The organism is Microbacterium sp. MRS-1, assembly GCF_000585455.1.
Classification (GTDB): Bacteria; Actinomycetota; Actinomycetes; order Actinomycetales; family Microbacteriaceae; genus Microbacterium; species Microbacterium laevaniformans.
In genome coordinates this window covers 1-14893 of record NZ_JAUF01000074.1, presented here as the reverse complement: position 1 = coordinate 14893, position 14893 = coordinate 1, and the positions used below count along the sequence as shown (strand labels likewise).

General features: G+C 66.2%; 16 protein-coding genes and 1 pseudogene. 8 read left to right on the top strand and 9 right to left on the bottom strand.

Going from position 1 to position 14893, the window contains the following annotated elements:
* From AS96_RS11935 to AS96_RS11925, 3 genes and pseudogenes are all read right to left on the bottom strand, one after another.
* A pseudogene (locus tag AS96_RS11935) lies at positions 1-679 on the bottom strand (hypothetical protein); the annotation flags it as partial.
* Between the two features lie 156 nt (positions 680-835).
* Positions 836-1168: a DUF4190 domain-containing protein gene (locus AS96_RS11930; RefSeq protein ID WP_051498865.1), complete on the bottom strand. Its 333-nt coding sequence runs from the start codon at positions 1166-1168 to the stop codon at positions 836-838.
* Positions 1169-1173: 5 nt separating this feature from the next.
* Positions 1174-2838 carry a hypothetical protein gene (locus tag AS96_RS11925; RefSeq protein WP_036290028.1) on the bottom strand — a complete coding sequence of 555 codons (1665 nt, stop codon included), beginning with the start codon at positions 2836-2838 and terminating at the stop codon, positions 1174-1176.
* A gap of 134 nt (positions 2839-2972) precedes the next feature.
* Here AS96_RS11925 and AS96_RS11920 point away from each other — a divergent pair, with 134 nt between their 5' ends.
* Positions 2973-3254, top strand: a complete 282-nt coding sequence (locus AS96_RS11920) for a helix-turn-helix domain-containing protein (RefSeq protein WP_036290025.1) — start codon at positions 2973-2975, stop codon at positions 3252-3254.
* A 23-nt stretch (positions 3255-3277) separates the two neighbouring features.
* Here the strand turns inward: AS96_RS11920 and AS96_RS11915 are convergent, their stop codons facing one another.
* The gene (locus AS96_RS11915; RefSeq protein ID WP_036290022.1) at positions 3278-3604 is read right to left on the bottom strand and encodes a DUF6907 domain-containing protein; all 327 of its coding nucleotides are present in this window, start codon (positions 3602-3604) and stop codon (positions 3278-3280) included.
* Between the two features lie 224 nt (positions 3605-3828).
* The gene (locus tag AS96_RS11910) at positions 3829-4194 is read right to left on the bottom strand and encodes a hypothetical protein (protein ID WP_036290019.1); all 366 of its coding nucleotides are present in this window, start codon (positions 4192-4194) and stop codon (positions 3829-3831) included.
* A gap of 392 nt (positions 4195-4586) precedes the next feature.
* On the opposite strand from AS96_RS11910, the gene AS96_RS11905 reads away from it, so the two are divergent.
* From AS96_RS11905 to AS96_RS11875, 6 genes are all read left to right on the top strand, one after another.
* A complete protein-coding gene (locus AS96_RS11905; protein ID WP_155947571.1) occupies positions 4587-5201 on the top strand; it encodes a zinc ribbon domain-containing protein in 615 nt (204 codons plus the stop codon).
* A gap of 35 nt (positions 5202-5236) precedes the next feature.
* Positions 5237-5935, top strand: coding sequence for a hypothetical protein (locus AS96_RS11895; protein ID WP_051498864.1), 699 nt, complete (start codon positions 5237-5239; stop codon positions 5933-5935).
* Between the two features lie 95 nt (positions 5936-6030).
* Complete coding sequence (locus AS96_RS11890; RefSeq protein ID WP_036290013.1) at positions 6031-8715, top strand: ATP-binding protein; 2685 nt, start codon at positions 6031-6033, stop codon at positions 8713-8715.
* On the top strand, positions 8712-9908 hold the full coding sequence (locus tag AS96_RS11885) for a hypothetical protein (protein WP_036290011.1): 1197 nt from the start codon (positions 8712-8714) through the stop codon (positions 9906-9908). The genes AS96_RS11890 and AS96_RS11885 overlap by 4 nt, the downstream gene beginning before the upstream one ends.
* 36 nt (positions 9909-9944) lie before the next feature.
* Positions 9945-11144, top strand: a complete 1200-nt coding sequence (locus AS96_RS11880; protein ID WP_036290009.1) for an SPFH domain-containing protein — start codon at positions 9945-9947, stop codon at positions 11142-11144.
* Positions 11141-11818 carry a hypothetical protein gene (locus tag AS96_RS11875; RefSeq protein WP_036290007.1) on the top strand — a complete coding sequence of 226 codons (678 nt, stop codon included), beginning with the start codon at positions 11141-11143 and terminating at the stop codon, positions 11816-11818. Before AS96_RS11880 ends, AS96_RS11875 begins: the two co-directional genes overlap by 4 nt.
* Here AS96_RS11875 and AS96_RS11870 read toward each other — a convergent pair.
* From AS96_RS11870 to AS96_RS11855, 4 genes are all read right to left on the bottom strand, one after another.
* Positions 11802-12113 carry a helix-turn-helix domain-containing protein gene (locus AS96_RS11870; RefSeq protein ID WP_051498863.1) on the bottom strand — a complete coding sequence of 104 codons (312 nt, stop codon included), beginning with the start codon at positions 12111-12113 and terminating at the stop codon, positions 11802-11804. The two genes, AS96_RS11875 and AS96_RS11870, sit on opposite strands and share 17 nt — an antisense overlap.
* Before the next feature lie 186 nt (positions 12114-12299).
* A complete protein-coding gene (locus AS96_RS11865) occupies positions 12300-12806 on the bottom strand; it encodes a hypothetical protein (protein WP_036290005.1) in 507 nt (168 codons plus the stop codon).
* Positions 12803-13333: a DUF3846 domain-containing protein gene (locus AS96_RS14755; RefSeq protein ID WP_051498862.1), complete on the bottom strand. Its 531-nt coding sequence runs from the start codon at positions 13331-13333 to the stop codon at positions 12803-12805. The genes AS96_RS11865 and AS96_RS14755 overlap by 4 nt, the downstream gene beginning before the upstream one ends.
* Positions 13334-13482: 149 nt before the next feature.
* Entirely contained in the window at positions 13483-14052 is a 570-nt protein-coding gene (locus AS96_RS11855) for a hypothetical protein (RefSeq protein ID WP_036290003.1), read from the bottom strand.
* A gap of 597 nt (positions 14053-14649) precedes the next feature.
* On the opposite strand from AS96_RS11855, the gene AS96_RS11850 reads away from it, so the two are divergent.
* Positions 14650-14835, top strand: coding sequence for a hypothetical protein (locus AS96_RS11850; RefSeq protein WP_036290000.1), 186 nt, complete (start codon positions 14650-14652; stop codon positions 14833-14835).
* Positions 14836-14893: the final 58 nt, after the last annotated feature.

Genomic DNA, 14893 nt, shown 5'->3' with positions numbered 1-14893 from the left:
CTACCGGCTCCGCATGCTCCTCACCGCCGGCGGACTCACCCCATGACCCCCCACCGGATGTCCGAAGAGCCACATAAGGCTCTATGTCCTCGGGGTTGCGATCAGGAAAACTGCTTAGAATGTATCTATACAGAGAGTCCGCATTGATCTCCTGCATTAAGGTTAGGATCGAGAGGCCACCCTCGGATGCGATGGCATCCTCGGTAAATAGAGCGGGCGAGATTGCGCTTTCGTTATCTGAGGAAACTTTGTCGAACTCCGATTTCCAGTAGTCATTTCCCTCTGAGCTGCTGTCCCACTTCGCAGCAAGCTCGGGCGTTGCTCCGTACATCATCCAGGCGTTCATGCGGTCAACAAAGGCTTGCGCGAGTTCCTCATCGCTGAGACCAGCAGGAATCTCGAACGCGGCGGTGAGGGCTTCGCCTTCGAGGTAGGGCTCGATGCCTCCGTATGCCTCTGCGGTGGCCGCAGGGGTCGGCGTCGGCTCTTCCTCGACTTGGGTCTGCGTTGTCTCGGACGGACTCGGAGCGGCACCGACGTTGTCGGCGGCGCAGCCGGTCAGCGCGAGCGTGGACAGTGCCCCAATGGCGGCGAGGCGATGCAGCCCGGTGAGCCGGTTCTTCTTGTCGAGGTTTGTTTCGGTCGTGTTTGTGTGAAGGAGTTCTTGCTGCTGCTTCACGATGCGTGGTTCCTTGCCGCTCGAAGCGGCGGTTACTGATGACCTATCCGGAGCCGGGAGGCAATCGCCTGCGACCGGAGCTATTGCGGGTAGTTGTGTATACAGTAGCACATTTGTTCGATTTTGTAAAGACATCGATTCCGCCCGCACTTGCACTTAGCCCAGGAGGATCGCGTAGAAGATGACGATGATGCCGACCCCGATCCAGCCGATGATGATCGCGGCGAGGGCAACGCCGGCACCGCTCTCGCCGGTACGCCGAATCTGCGAGCGAGCGACGTGGCCGAGGACGATCCCCACCACCGAGCCGATGATGGAGACGACCAGAGCGAGGACAGCTAGCTTGTTCATGCTGCCCGTGCTGGCGACGGCGTTCACGTTCGAGATCGGCGGGTAGGAACCGGCCGGAGGACGTTCGCCGTTGTGCGCCAGGGCATAGGCATCTTCCCACTCCTGGATCTCGGCGGCGCGCTGGTCGTGGTTTGGCATAGCTATCAGTTCCCTGTCGCCGTGTTCGGCCACTCGATGGCGAGCTCTTTGGTGAGTTCCTGGTTCTGGTGGATCGCGATGACAGACCCCAGCAGAGAGACGAAGCCCTCGGTACGCGTTGGGATCATTGCCGTCGCCGCAGCGGCGGCGCTGACGAGCGGGTCTTGTGCGCCCGTGGTCTCGTCGAAGAGGTCGAGTCCGTCGACACCGCTTATCCACACCACGCCGTCGGTTGCGCCGAGCAGGCTGGGGTTGTCGAGGGCGGCGAAGTTGTCGGCGCTGATCGAGAACGTGACGTTGCCCGAGGCGTCCGAGACGTGCAGCCCGCTCTGGGAGCCGCCGTCGAACGTGCCGACCGCGACGAAGCGTTCCGCCACCGCGTCGTAGAACACCGAAGACTCGTAGCCGGGCACCTGGAGGACAACGGTGCCCGTGCTGGTGTCGATGACGACGTTGAGGAAGTCGTTCTGGTAGTCGCCGGTGGATGCGAGGACATAGCCGTTGCCGATGGGCTTCTCGAAGTTCCAGAACGTGAACCCTGCGCCAGAGAGCGTCCAGACCGGCTGGCCCGTTGCGGCGTCGATACCGGCGAGGTCGCCGTCGATCTTCCCGTTTGCGCCTTCCCAGTGGCCGATGGCGGTGGTGAGGATGCCGTCTCGGGCGTAGTACACCTCGGAGTCGGCTTCGCGTTGCCAGGCTATCGAGCCGTCCTTGTTGACGCCGATCAGGATGCGGTTGTAGTCGGCGTCGGTGTAGGCGAAGGCGACGATGTCGCCGACGAGCCACACGTTGACGAGGGACTTCCCATCGAACTGGTCAACGACCGGCGCCGCTTCGCTGATGGCGTCGCCGTTCCCGTTGAACTGCTTGACCATGATGACCGCGTTGTGCGGCTGGGCTCCTGCGGCGGGGATCTCGTCGATGTACGCGATGGCGAACCCTGGGTCGGCATCGGTGTTGACCTGCGCGCCGTATACGGCGTCGCTGATCGAGCCGGTCGCGCTCGAGGCGCTGACGGTCGCTGTCGTGTCGACCGCGACCTCTCCGGGTGCGGCGGCGACCATCCGGAACTCGCGCGTTGTTTCCGCCTGCTTGTTGTCGCCGGCGGCGTAGATGACGGAGTGCGGCCCGATGGCGTACTCGTCCCAATCGGCGATCAGGCCGCCAGCGGTGGAGACAGCGATGGTCGCCAAGTAGTCCTCGGGCTCCGGCTCTTCCGCAACATTCGTCTCGCCGCTGGTTGCGACGTCGACCGTGTAGTCGCCGTCGCAGTTCTCGCGGACGTAGGTGTCGACGCGGGACATCGAGCCGCTGTTGAGCAGCGCCGTGGTGATGGAGGCCATCCAGTCGCCGGCCCCGGCGTTGTCCTCCTGCTTCTGCCAGGCCTCGCTGACCGCTTCGACATCGGTCTGGATGTCGCTGGGCGCAACCTCCGCGAGTTCCTTCCACATGAGCTTCAGGTCACCTACCGCGCTGATCGCGGTGAGCAGGCCGTCGATGCCAGCGCCCTGCGCCGCCTCCATTTGGCCGAGGTAGGCCTGCTTGTGCTCCTCCATCGTGGAGCAGAAGGCCTCGACGCTGCGGGTTGATCCGCTACAGGCGGTGAGGCAGGCTGCGGCCGCGCTGACGAGTGCCACCGCCGCGATTGCGCGCCCGATCTGCCGAGCCATGCCCGTTCCTCCCCAGCTCGCCCACGACCAACGGCGGCGGTTGCCGCGTCGTCTCGCCCAGAGGTGGCGAGCCTTCGGGACTTTACCAATTCCTATTGGTTCTCACCAACTCTTATTGGTCACAGCCTGGGGTGATGGTGATCGGACCCGAGACGCGCGAGGAGTGGGCGACGTTCTCTCGGGAGCTCGGCCACCGCCTCCGTCGCGCCCGGGCCGACTCGGGCCTCACACAGGAGCAGCTCGTGGAGCTGGCCGGGATCTCGCTCTACGCATACCAGCAGTACGAGCGGGGTGCGGCGACGAAGGGCGGGACGCCGACGAATCCACGGTTGGCGACCATCCTCGCGATCTGCCAGGTGCTCGACATCGGGATCGATGCGTTGCTGCCCGAGGTGCCGAAGCTGACGACGCGGTAGGGCGGGACTCGTCGGCGCCTGGCTCACGCCATGCGGTGGAGCAGCCCGTCGAGTTCGGCGTGGAGGCGCTTCGCGCTCTCGTGGGAGAACTCGAGTTGTTGGGTCTCCGTGGCGATGGCGATCCAGGTGTCGCGCTCGCCTACGTAGCGGACGGCGACGACGCAGAACTCGGTTGCGGCCGGGAACCGGGTCGGGTGGTGACCGTCGTGGTCGCGGTGTTGCATCACGGCGGGGTGCCAGTGCTGCGGGGACTGGTGCTGGCGGTCGGTCGGGTACTGCTGGCCGTCGTGGTCGCCGCCGCACCACGCGGGGCAGGGCTCGGTCAGCCAGTCGGGGCGCTCGGTCGGCATGGGGTCTTCTCCTCTCGCCCCGCCGCCTTGTGCGCCGGGGCCAGGAGAACAGACAGCCCGAACCCGGCGCGGAAGGCCAGCAAGATCGCTGAAGGAGAACGAGGGCGGCGCTGCCGGCTGTTGGTCGCAATTGAAGAAGGCCCCCGCCTCTACCGCGTTGTGCGGGAGGCGGGGGCCTGGGAGTGGGCTTGTCAGCCCTCGATGGGGCCGAGGCGGGGTGAACGCTAGGCGTTCTGCGCGACGAGGTCGTCGATCGGCTGGATGCGCGAGGCGCTGGCGAGGCGGGTCTCGTGCTCGAGGCGGCGGTTGAACCCGACGTTGCGCTGGGCCGCGCGCTGCGCGATGCCGACCGAGATGTACCCGGCGGGCATCATCGACTCGGCGAAGGCCATCGGGATGGCCTGGTCGATGAGGACGAGGCGGCCGTAGCTGGCCATCAGGTGTCCGCGCCGCATCTCCAGCATGGAGAGGGGCAGGTGCCACCACTGCCGGTTCTGGATCTGGGACTGCGTGCGCCGCAGCTTCTTGATGATGCGCAGCTGTGCCTTGCTGGGGTTGCCGGCGAGGGCGTTGGCGATCGAGTCGAGCATGGTGCTGTCCGTTCTGCGAGGAGGAATGCCGTGCCCGATTGGGCGACCTCTCCTTGCAGGAGCGAGAGGGCGGCGCATTCGACCCCGACCGCGTGAGTCAGGATCGGTGCGCCACCCTCGCGTGGACCGTCCGTAGTTGTGACACATCTGCCCCGCTACGTCAAGAGCGCGACGGCTGCCAAGCAGGCCGTCGACAGGGGTCGAGACGCCCGTTGTGAAATACGCAACGAAGAACCGGGTGAGCGCCCTATTTGGGGGGCGTGCGTCGCCACGCGACTCGCCGGAGAGGCTCGAAGAACCGTTCTGTGGTATGTCTATTAGGAGAGGCCATATACAGGATGCATCTGGGCCTTGTCTGGGGGCTTCCCAGATTGAGCCTGGAGGTGTATGGCGTGGCTGCGCGAGTCGTCGATGTGCGTTGCCCGGGGTGCGGCAGCGCCTGGAGCACCAACCAGCAGTTCTGCCAGTACTGCGGCCGTCAAGTTCTCATCAGCTCGATGTCCGACCTGATCAGCCTGGAAGCACGCGACCTCAAGAAGCACGTCCGCACCTACGAGGACGCGCTGGACGAGGGCGCTGACGATCCGAGCGTGCATGCGGCGCTCGGCATGTGCCTGCTCAAGCTCGGGCTGCGGGACAAGGCGCTGTCGCACTTCGAGGATGCCCTGCTTGATGACATCGAGAACTCGGAACCCTACTTCTACGCCGCTGTCGCGTCGCTGGGCGGCAAGAAGCCGTTCCTGGTGCCGCTCGCCGGCATCCGCCGCGCGGAGGAGTACCTCACGGCGGCGCTGCGGCTGGAGGAGCGCGGGATCTACGCCTACCTCTACGGCTACATCCGCTTCGACTACTACGAGCGCAAGTCGCTGAACGTCGAGCCGTCGTACCAGCACTACCTCGAGCAGGCGGTACGTCGCGGCGTGACCGATCTGGACATCCAGACGCTGTTCGAGCTGCTGGAGATCGACCCTTCGTCCGCTTCCATTCCGACCAGCGTTTCCGCCTGACCCCGCACTATCCACCCGAGAGAGGTTCCTCCGCCATGGCCATCAACTACGAACGCAACAAGAAGTACTTCAAGCAGTCCAGCCCCAAGGCCGGCATCATCCTGATCATCATCGGCATCATCCTGACGCTGATCCTGTCGCAGACGGCGGCCATCTTCATCGGCCTCCTGGCAGTCGCCGGCGGTATCGCGCTGCTGTACTTCACCTTCGCCGGCAAGCCGACCGACGCCGACATCGACTCGGATGCGGCCAGCGCCATCGCGGACGTGAAGAAGCGCGCCCTGGGCAAGCTGGGGCTGGACGAAGACGAGGTCAAGCTCATCGACCCGGTCATCGTCCACGGGTACTACTACAAGAACATCGCCTCCGGTGTGCAGGTCAAGCAGGGCAAGGACCGCGTCTTCCGCTCCTCCAACTACGAGGGCATCGTGCTGTTCTTCAGCGAGCACCAGCTGCACGCCTACAAGTTCCAGTTCTCCCTCATCACCCCGCAGGAGTCCCGCGAGCAGACCGACGAGTACTTCTACAAGGACATCGTGTCGGTCTCGACGCAGTCCGAGACCTTCCAGGTGAGGGACATCAAGAACATCCAGCAGCAGGTGAACTTCGAGGAGTTCAAGCTCACCACCACGGGTGGCACCTCGATCACCTCGTCGATTCGCGACGAGGGCTCGGTCAGCCGCGTCATCTCCGGCGCGCGCACCCTGATCCGCGAGAAGAAGATCGCGTCCTGACCCCGAGTTCCCCGCGTGCCGGGGCCGGTAGGCAATCGCCACCGGCTCCGGCGCACCAATTCCGCTGCCCGGGCGTGACGTGAGGAGTGTGCCGTATGTCTGCAAGCGACGCGCTCCTGACGTTCACGCCGCTCGCGCAGGGTGAAGTAGCCGCTGCCACGGTGGTCGAGGTCGTCCGCATCCCGCACGTCTCTGTGCTGGGCGACGACCCGGCTGCCGAGCTGGTGCAGCAGTCGAAGCGGGACTTCGTCAGCCTGCTGTTCGAGGCGTACCAGTCGTACCGGGGCCAGTACGAGGACGGCCCCGACCGGACGCGCGAGTGCGCCCTGGAGCTGCTCTGGCAGGCGCACGCCGTCGACGGGCAGCCGCACGCCGCCGACCTCAAGCTGTTCATCGTCATCCGCGCCCTCGGTGGAAGCCGGGACGACGCCGCGTCGGCCGTCTCCGAGTTGCGCGCCGTCGTGATCAGCGCGCTCACGCTCGGCGGCTTCGACTACGCCGACCGGCCCGCCACCGTGCTCGGCACTGTGGCGGCGGAGCGGTCGGTGGCGCTGGTGAAGGAGGAGTGGATCGAGAGCCTCGGCAACCAGATTCTGCCGAGCGCGTTCGCCTTCCACCGCATCCCGGCAGGCAGTCGTGACCTCTCGCGTATCGCCAGCGCGCTGACCGAGGTGCCCGGTGCGTCCCTGTCGATCCAGCTGATCCCGGCGACGCTGGAGCCTGGCGAGCGGGCGGCGATCGAGCAGCTGACCCTGGCGCTGACGACTCTCGCCAATGGAGTGACGGATCAGTCGATAGGAACGGTGAGCTTCACCGCGGCGAAGCGGCTCTCGGAGATGTACTCGTATCTGGACGGGCACAAGGACTCGCCGTTGTTCTTGTTCAACGTCGTCGTGTCCGGGCCGAAGGTCGCGGTGCCGGTGATAGCCAACCGGGTGCTCGGCCACCTCTCCGCCGACGCCGAGGACGGCGCGCTGGCGGCACGCTTCATCGACGCGACACCGCTGATGCCCCGAGGCGGCGCATCCTTCGCGGCCGCGCCGTGGCAGCTGAACGAGACGCTGCTCGACGAGACCCGTGACCCGTCGCTGTGGGCAGCCGGTCGCAACCCGGGGGAGGCGTTCTACCGGCTGCCGTTCCTGCTGACCGCATTCGAGGCATCGGAGCTGTTCCGGCTCCCGATCGGCAGCGACACGGTCGGCGCCGGCCTTACGGTGAACACCACGACCCGGCACTCCCGCAACTACTCCGCCGGGGTGATCGGCAGCACCAGCATCGAAGCCGGACGCCTCGCCGGGGCCGCCGAGGTCTCGATCGGCTTCGGGCACACCGACCTGACCAAGCACGCGTTCGTCAGCGGCACGCCCGGGTCGGGCAAGACGACGTTCACAGTCGGGCTGCTCGACCGGCTCTGGCACGACCACGGCATCCCGTATCTGGTGATCGAACCGGCCAAGAACGAGTACCGGGCGCTGATCGAGACGACCCCGGACCTGCAGGTCTTCACCCCGGGCAAGGATCACATCTCGCCGCTCGTCATGAACCCCTTCCTGCCACCCAAGGGTGTGCGGGTGCAGAGCTACAAGTCGACCCTCAAGACGGCATTCGCCGCCGCGGTCACGATGACGAGCCCACTGGACAAGATCTTCGAGGACGCTCTCTCCGCCACCTACTCGCGGTTCGGCTGGTTCGACGCCGATACCGCCGAGGACGGCCGCGAGGTGTTCTCCATCCGCGACTTCCTGTCGGTGTTCCAGGAGACTTTCGCGCGCATCGGCTACACCGGCGACGCGGCGAATATCGGGCGGGCGGGCCAGGTGCGCCTGTCGAGCCTGGTCGGGTTGTTCGACACCTACCCGTCGATCCCGGTCGAGGATCTGCTGTCGAGGCCGACCGTGATAGAGCTGGCGGGGATCGAGAACAGTGACGACAAGACCCTCTACATCGCGCTCATCCTGCTGCAGATCCTTGCCTACGTGAACGCCAACGTCGCCGGCGACGGGACGCTCAAGCACGTCCTGCTGCTCGAGGAAGCCCACGTCCTCCTCGACGCCGACGACGCTAGCGGGCCGGGCGAGGCCGACCCAGCGGCGATTGCGAAGAAGCTGCTGAAGCGGATGCTGGCCGAGATCCGCTCTTACGGCGTCGGCATCGTGGTGGCCGATCAGTCGCCGCGCAAGGTCGGCTCGGATGTCGTCGCGCTGACGAACATCAAGCTCGGGTTCCGGCTGGTCGAAGCCGCGGACAAGGAGATCCTGGCCGAGAGCACCAACATGAGCGAGGCGCAGCGCGAGCGCCTGGCCCGCCTCCGTCCCGGCGAGGCGCTGTTGTTCTACGACCGCCTCGAAGACCCCGAAGAGATCAGCACCGCCGACTGGCGCTCCCGGCGCGGCATCCCGACCTTCGTCCCCGACGACGAGATCGCCCGCAAGGTCACCTACTGGCGGCGACACCCCGAACTGCTCGTGCCGTACCCCGAGAGTGCCTATGTCGGCGGCTGGGATTCCTCCGTCGCTGGTGCGGGCAAGGAGATCGCCCGGCGCCTCTTCGCCGCGCATGTCCCGGCCGGGGATGTCGGCGTGAAGAAGTTCGGCAGCATCTACCGGCAGCTCGATGCGCTCATCGCGGCGGAGCTGCCCACGTCGATCCCGAACACACCGGCCCTGCGGCGGGCGGTCAAGGTGAACTTCCTGCGGCTGGTCAAGTACGAGTCGCCGATCCCGCTCTCTGACGCCACCATCCGCAAGACCCTCGAAGCCGAGAGGAGTCGGACAGCATGAGCGACTACGGCACCGACACCGCGGACGCACCCGCCGAGCCCGTCGACACCAGTGCAGACGTCAGCGCACCCGAGGCCACAGACTATGCGGACGAGCCGATTGATTTAGCCGATGTCCCTGCTGGGCCGGAGACGCCTGAGGCCCCGGAAGCTCCGCCTGCCGAAGACCTCACCGAGCCCGACGCAGGCGACGACAGCGACCCCGTGGAAGCGCCGGTCGATGCCGAGGAGCCCGTCGACCTGGGCGAAGCCCCGGAAACGGCCGACGTCGCCCCGGAAGAGCCCCAGGGCTGGCAGGAAGGCGAGGTCGTGGATTTGGGCCACGACGCGGCCCCTGACAGCCCCCAGGAGGCCGAAGTCGCCGAAGCGGATAACCTTGCCGAGGCGGACCTGGGTGAGCCCGACGCTGCCGAGAGCCCGGAGCCCGAAGCGCCTATGGACAGTGCCGGGGAGGATCTGACGACACCCATCGACGATGAACCGGACGCAAGCGAGGCACCCGCCGGCGATCTGGCGGAAAATCCGACTGACGCCGACGAACTGACCGCTGCCGATGGCGTCGAGGAGAGCCGCGAGACTGAGCCGGAGCCGACCGTTGACGAGCTGACCGACGCCGCTCGTGATGAAGCACGCCCCGCGGAGGAACTGCGTGCTGAGTACGACGCCGACGTGGCCGATGCGCTGGGGAACGACACGCCCTCCGATGCTGAGCCGGTCGAGACGCAGGACGCTCCCCAAGCAGAGACCACCGAGGCGCCGGAAGTGAGCGATCAGGCGGACACTGCGGGCGACCTCGGAAACTCGCCGGAGAATGAGGCGCTGACCTCGGCGCTGGCGGACAAGGGGCTGTCGCTGGAGCCGGTCGAACGGTTCGACTACAGCGACAACCCGATCCTCGGCTACCGCGAGTCTGCCCCGCCCGAGGACGTCGCCTACGCCGTCAACGCCTGGAACGATCAGGTCGCACCCGGCATCGGGGCTGGTGCCACCCGTGAGGACTTCGCCGCCTATGACCGGGAGCACGGACTCGAAGGGCACCAGCAGCTGGCCGGTGTCTACGACTACATGCTCGGGGACGATGCGATCAAGAGCGGCGGCGAACGCGAGGACGGTTCGCTCGACGTCACGGGCGGCAGGCACCGTCTCGAACAAGCACGCCTGAACGGCGTCCAGTACCTGCCCGTGAGGAAGTAGCCGACCCGGCACCCGAGCCGACGAAAGCGAGCACGCATGAAGATCTACGACGTCATCAAGAACGAGACCGGCCTGGTGAACGATGGCCTCGGCACCAAGGCGGTGCTGGCGTGGAAGTTCACTGGAGAGGACTTCAACGACAACACGCAGCTGATCGTCTCCGAGTCGGAGGAGGCGATCTTCATCCGGGACGGCATCGCCGTGGCGACCTTCGGCGGCGGCCGCTACACGCTCAACAGCAACAACCACCCCTTCATCGGCAAGCTCCGCAACCTGCTCTCCGGCGGCATCAGCGCGTTCAGCTCCCGGGTCTACTTCGTCAACATCGACCACAAGCTGGAACTGCTCTGGGGCACCGACAGCCCAATCCAGCTGCGCGACCCCGTCTGGGGGCTGCAGACCAGCGTGCAGGCGCGCGGCTCGTACTCGATCCAGGTCGCGGACTCCAAGAAATTCCTCATCAAGCTGCTCGGCACCAACGTCCAGGTGTTCGACGAGCAGGCCCTCGCCGGTTACTTCCGCAGCGCGTTCTCGCAGCACATCCGCGGCCAGATCGCCCGCTACATCCGCGACTCCGGTCAGGAGATCCTGGAGATCACCTCGGATATCGAGCTGCTGGCGGAGCAACTGCACCCGAGGCTCGCGCCGCTGCTGGACGAGTACGGCGTGAAGCTCGTCAACTTCTACATCGCCGCGATCGACATCCCCACCGACGACCCGAACCGCCAGGTGCTGGAGAACTCCATCGCCCAGAAGCAGGCCAAGCTCCAGGGCGCGCAGGGCGACAAGGCCGTCATGGGCATGCTCGGGGAAGACTGGGCCCGTCAGCAGTCGGCCACCATCCTCACCGAGCTCGCCAAGAACCCCGGCGCGGGCGGTGTCGCCTCCGCAGGCGCTGCCGCGGGCGTCGGCCTGGCGGCGGGCAGCGTCTTCGGGGAGATGGCCACGCAGATGTTCACGCGCCCCGTCCAGCCCGCAGGCGACCCGATGGCCGGCAACGTCGGCCGCAACCGCACCTCACGCTTCTCACCCGCAGAACCCGCCGCACCGGCCGCGACGGAGACGTGTCCGGGCTGCGGGGCGAGTGTGGCAGCGGGAGCGAAGTTCTGCCCGGAGTGCGGCAACCGTCTCGCGCCTCAGCAGGTGCCGTGCTCGGGCTGCGGAACCGCCATCGCCAGCACGGCCAAGTTCTGCCCCGAATGCGGAACACCGAACAACCAGGGAGCATCCTCATGATCCGCACGATCCTGCGCGCCGTCCTGTGGCTCGTCCCCGTCGCCGTCTACATCGCGATCTTCCTCATCCTTGAGGTGGAGCAGAACGCGACGTTCTGGACGTCCGTACTTGTGCTGGCGTTCGCCTACGTCATGCTCGCCGTCAGCTTCGTCGCGGTGCCCCGTAGCCGGATCGCCGCGATTCTCGCCATGCCGCTCGTCCTGGTGGCCAGCATCTACTTCACGGCGGAGCTGATCGCGGCGACCATCTTCATCTACGTGTCGGACATCCCGTACCCGTGGGTGATCATCACGCAACTGATCCTGGCCGCTCTCTTCCTCGTCGTGTTCCTCACCACGATGTCCTCGAACGAGGCCATCGCTACGCAGATCGAGACGCAGCACGCCGACGTGCTGGTGATCAAGAGTGCTGTCACCCGCATCACCGCTCTCGGACGGGTCGCCCACGACGCCCGCCTGGCGAAGTCGCTGGAAGGACTGGCTGAGGAGTTCCGCTACAGCCCGACGATGCGCTCCAACCAGGTGCGCGAGGTCGACGCCCAGATCGCCGTCCAGCTCGAGCGATTGGAAAGCCTCGTTCACATCCAGGCATCCCAGGAAGAGACGGTCGGTCAGATCGCGGCGATCTCCGGCGCGCTTGCCTCACGCAACGAGGCGATCAAGCTCCGCCAGTAGGAGGAGGTGGATACGGCAGACCAGCACGCAGATCAGGCCACGGCTGCGGCACCAGCTCGTCGAGTGTGACGCCGAGCACCTGAGCGATGGCCATGACATTGCGCAGGCTCGGGTTGGCCGGTGTCTCCGGCATCGACTCGCCCTTCTCGAACTTCTGGAAGGTGTAGCGCGTGAGGCCGGCAGCATAGGCGACCTGCTCCTGGGTGAGCCCACGATCGATCCGGTGCCGCTGAATGCTGGCACCGATCTCGCGCGCGTACTGGTGCCAGGGGCCATCGGGTCGTCGCTTCGCCATCACCCCAGGCTGAGCAGATGGCCTCCTGCAACGAGCCTCCTGTATATGGCAATAGCTCCGCGCTGCCAGGCGTTCGCGTGCCGCCACGATCGGCGCGCCAACGAAAATGCCCAGGAGTCGCTCCGGCCGAGAACTCGTGGTTCTCAAGGCGGGAGCGGACTCCCGGGCGGTGTGCGCAGCTGATGCTCAGCCGCTGGATGGTGAGACGGCGCGGACGCGGGTCTCGTGGAGGGCAGGGTCGCGCTCGAGCAGGTACATCGCCCAGAACGCAGCGGCGGTGTACGTTGCGTGCAGATCCGGATGGGTCTGCCAGCCGCGCGAGGCGGTGCGCCGGTAGCCGACTTCGTATGGCCCTCCGTGCAGAAGTTCCTGCACGAGCGATGCCGGAACGTCTCCGATTGCAAGCGTGCTGCCGACGTCCCCGACGAGGAGAACGTCGCCGTGCAGCGCCGGGAGCCGTCTGGTTTCCGCGCTCCAGAGCCAGCGCAGCGATGAGGCGCGCAGGTTCATCTGAAGGCCGTTTCGTCGGTCGTCGGCGTCGAGCCACATCGTGACTCCTCGGCTCTCGATGTCGACCGGGATCACCAGGTCAGCGAGCTGCTGGATGTCCGCGAACCCTGCGACCTGCCGCGTTTCGAGCGGCTGCTCGATCTGCGCCGGGATGAGAACAGCCGTGACGGTCTTGCCGTTCACGACGGCTCACCCGCAGCGAGGCCGCGTTCGACGCCGTCCTGCTCGGTGAGCGGGAGGATGCGCACGTCGGCGGCCTGCGTCCAGCGCTCCAGGAGCGTCATGGCCCACACGGCGGCTTCGAAGTAGTCCGGATACGAGGCCCGGTTGCCGTACCACGTCGGATCGCCGTGCGTCAGCACCTCGACGCGGTGACCGTAGGGGCTGAGCAGGCTGGCCGCGAGCGGCTCCGCGACGTCGGTCTCGTCGCCGCGCTGGTCGGACGAGCCGACCAGGATCGCGTCGCCCACGAGCATCGCCTTGTGGCGGGCGGCAGGCACCCAGAACCACCAGAGGAACGTCGCCCTCGGGTTGAACAGCAGCTTGCGGAGCAGCCCTTCCTCATTAACGAAGAGCGTTGCGCCGGCCTCGGGGAGGTCTACGGCTTCGATGTAGCCGCCGACCGCCGCCTGGTAGTCCTCGAGCCCCGCGAGATCGCGGCGTTCCAGCGGCGCCTCCTGATCGGCGGGAATGTAGATGCCTTTCGGCATGGTGCACCTCCTTGATGTGAGCGGCCGGCGATCCGGGATGGATCACCTTGGAAGCCGCAGGGCAGCAACGAGAGAGAGCGGTGGGAAGCCGTCCCGGAGGAGACCTCGATCAGTCTCGACTCCAGGGACGGCTTCCCTCGGGTGGTGGTTCAGCTCGCCTTGCGGCGCGGGGTGCGCGCCTGCTTGACGGGCGTCTCGGTCGCCTCGGCGTTGTCGCCGGGCTCCGTGTTGGCGTCCTCGATGGGCGGGGCGTCCTGCTCGGAAGCGGACTCCTCCGGCTCGCTCGACTCCGCGAACCCGACGTCGGGCTCCGAGTCCGGCTCGTGCTCGGCTTCCTCGGAAGCCTGCACGTCGAACTCGTCGTCCAGCTCCGGCTGAGTGCCGTCGACACCGAGAACGGCGGCGATAGCCTGACGGCGGTGCTGGGCGTCGCGCTCGGCAGAACGGCGCTTCTGCTCGACCTCACGGTCGATCTCGGCCCGGACACGATCAGCACGCTCCTTGAGCGAAGGATCGGTCTTCGCCTTCTCGACCCAGTGCTCCAGCGCCAGACGAGTCTCCTCGGTGACGCTGCGGTTGTTGAGCTGGGCGAGCACGTCGAGCTGAGCGCGGACGCTGTCACGCATCCGCACCGACAACGGACGAATCTCGTCATATGCCGGTCGGCCCGAGTCCGGGACGTAGCCGTCCCCGTCTCCGGTGAGGGACATCTGGCTCATCTGAGCCACCTCCTTGATGTGAGCGGCCCGCGATCCTGGTGGATCACGTTGAAGCCGCAGTGCACCAACGAGGAGATTTCGGGCGGATGTCTCCGCCCCTATTCATGAGAACGTGACGCGCAATCCACTCGCGTCGTCCAGGCCGCATCCGGCGCGGACTTCCCTTGTTATACAGAACGGTTTCGGAGGATCAACCGTCATATCGAACCGTTGTAAAAACCACGGCGATTCTGACCGCCTACGCGCGTGACGCGGCATGCGTGCGGCGCTCCACTCCGGCGTCATCGAGTGTCCGGGCGACCACGCGCTCGGTCGCGCCGAGCGGTGTGGAGATCCGCCGCACCGACAGCATGGAAGCGCTGGAAACTGTTGGGGTCCGCCGTCTCGATCTCCCACCACACGATGCCCGCCATGACTCCATGCCTATGACTCTGGCTCGCAGGCGATACCGGCGACCAGACGAACTTCTGTCATGTCGAAGCCGCTCTTTGTATCGACTTGCGCGGCCCTCGAACAGTGCTGACCGCTTCGGTAGCCTTGGGGCGACGGAGAACAGGACCACGTGGGCCGAGTTGGATGCGAGGAGACACACGGACCATGGGAAGAAGACGGAACAACGCCGAACTTGTCGACGAGCTGATCGATCGGCGGTGGGATACCACGATGAGCGATGAGGAGTACACCGAGAAGTACGACTCGTTGAGTTCTAGCGACATGTCGAAGGTGTCCGCGGCGATCTACAACATGGAGGACGAGCTCATGGAAGATGACGACGAGGACTAGGCCGTGTTGCTAAATGCTGTTGTGGGGCGGGTGGGCGATCCTTGAGGTGTGTCGCGAG

Bases quoted from the DNA above. Each gene is read 5' to 3' on its own strand.
- AS96_RS11930 (WP_051498865.1), bottom strand. From the start codon at position 1,168: ATGCCAAACCACGACCAGCGCGCCGCCGAGATCCAGGAGTGGGAAGAT.
- AS96_RS11925 (WP_036290028.1), bottom strand. From the start codon at position 2,838: ATGGCTCGGCAGATCGGGCGCGCAATCGCGGCGGTGGCACTCGTCAGC.
- AS96_RS11920 (WP_036290025.1), top strand. From the start codon at position 2,973: ATGGTGATCGGACCCGAGACGCGCGAGGAGTGGGCGACGTTCTCTCGG.
- AS96_RS11915 (WP_036290022.1), bottom strand. From the start codon at position 3,604: ATGCCGACCGAGCGCCCCGACTGGCTGACCGAGCCCTGCCCCGCGTGG.
- AS96_RS11910 (WP_036290019.1), bottom strand. From the start codon at position 4,194: ATGCTCGACTCGATCGCCAACGCCCTCGCCGGCAACCCCAGCAAGGCA.
- AS96_RS11895 (WP_051498864.1), top strand. From the start codon at position 5,237: ATGGCCATCAACTACGAACGCAACAAGAAGTACTTCAAGCAGTCCAGC.
- AS96_RS11890 (WP_036290013.1), top strand. From the start codon at position 6,031: ATGTCTGCAAGCGACGCGCTCCTGACGTTCACGCCGCTCGCGCAGGGT.
- AS96_RS11885 (WP_036290011.1), top strand. From the start codon at position 8,712: ATGAGCGACTACGGCACCGACACCGCGGACGCACCCGCCGAGCCCGTC.
- AS96_RS11880 (WP_036290009.1), top strand. From the start codon at position 9,945: ATGAAGATCTACGACGTCATCAAGAACGAGACCGGCCTGGTGAACGAT.
- AS96_RS11875 (WP_036290007.1), top strand. From the start codon at position 11,141: ATGATCCGCACGATCCTGCGCGCCGTCCTGTGGCTCGTCCCCGTCGCC.
- AS96_RS11870 (WP_051498863.1), bottom strand. From the start codon at position 12,113: ATGGCGAAGCGACGACCCGATGGCCCCTGGCACCAGTACGCGCGCGAG.
- AS96_RS14755 (WP_051498862.1), bottom strand. From the start codon at position 13,333: ATGCCGAAAGGCATCTACATTCCCGCCGATCAGGAGGCGCCGCTGGAA.
- AS96_RS11855 (WP_036290003.1), bottom strand. From the start codon at position 14,052: ATGAGCCAGATGTCCCTCACCGGAGACGGGGACGGCTACGTCCCGGAC.
- AS96_RS11850 (WP_036290000.1), top strand. From the start codon at position 14,650: ATGGGAAGAAGACGGAACAACGCCGAACTTGTCGACGAGCTGATCGAT.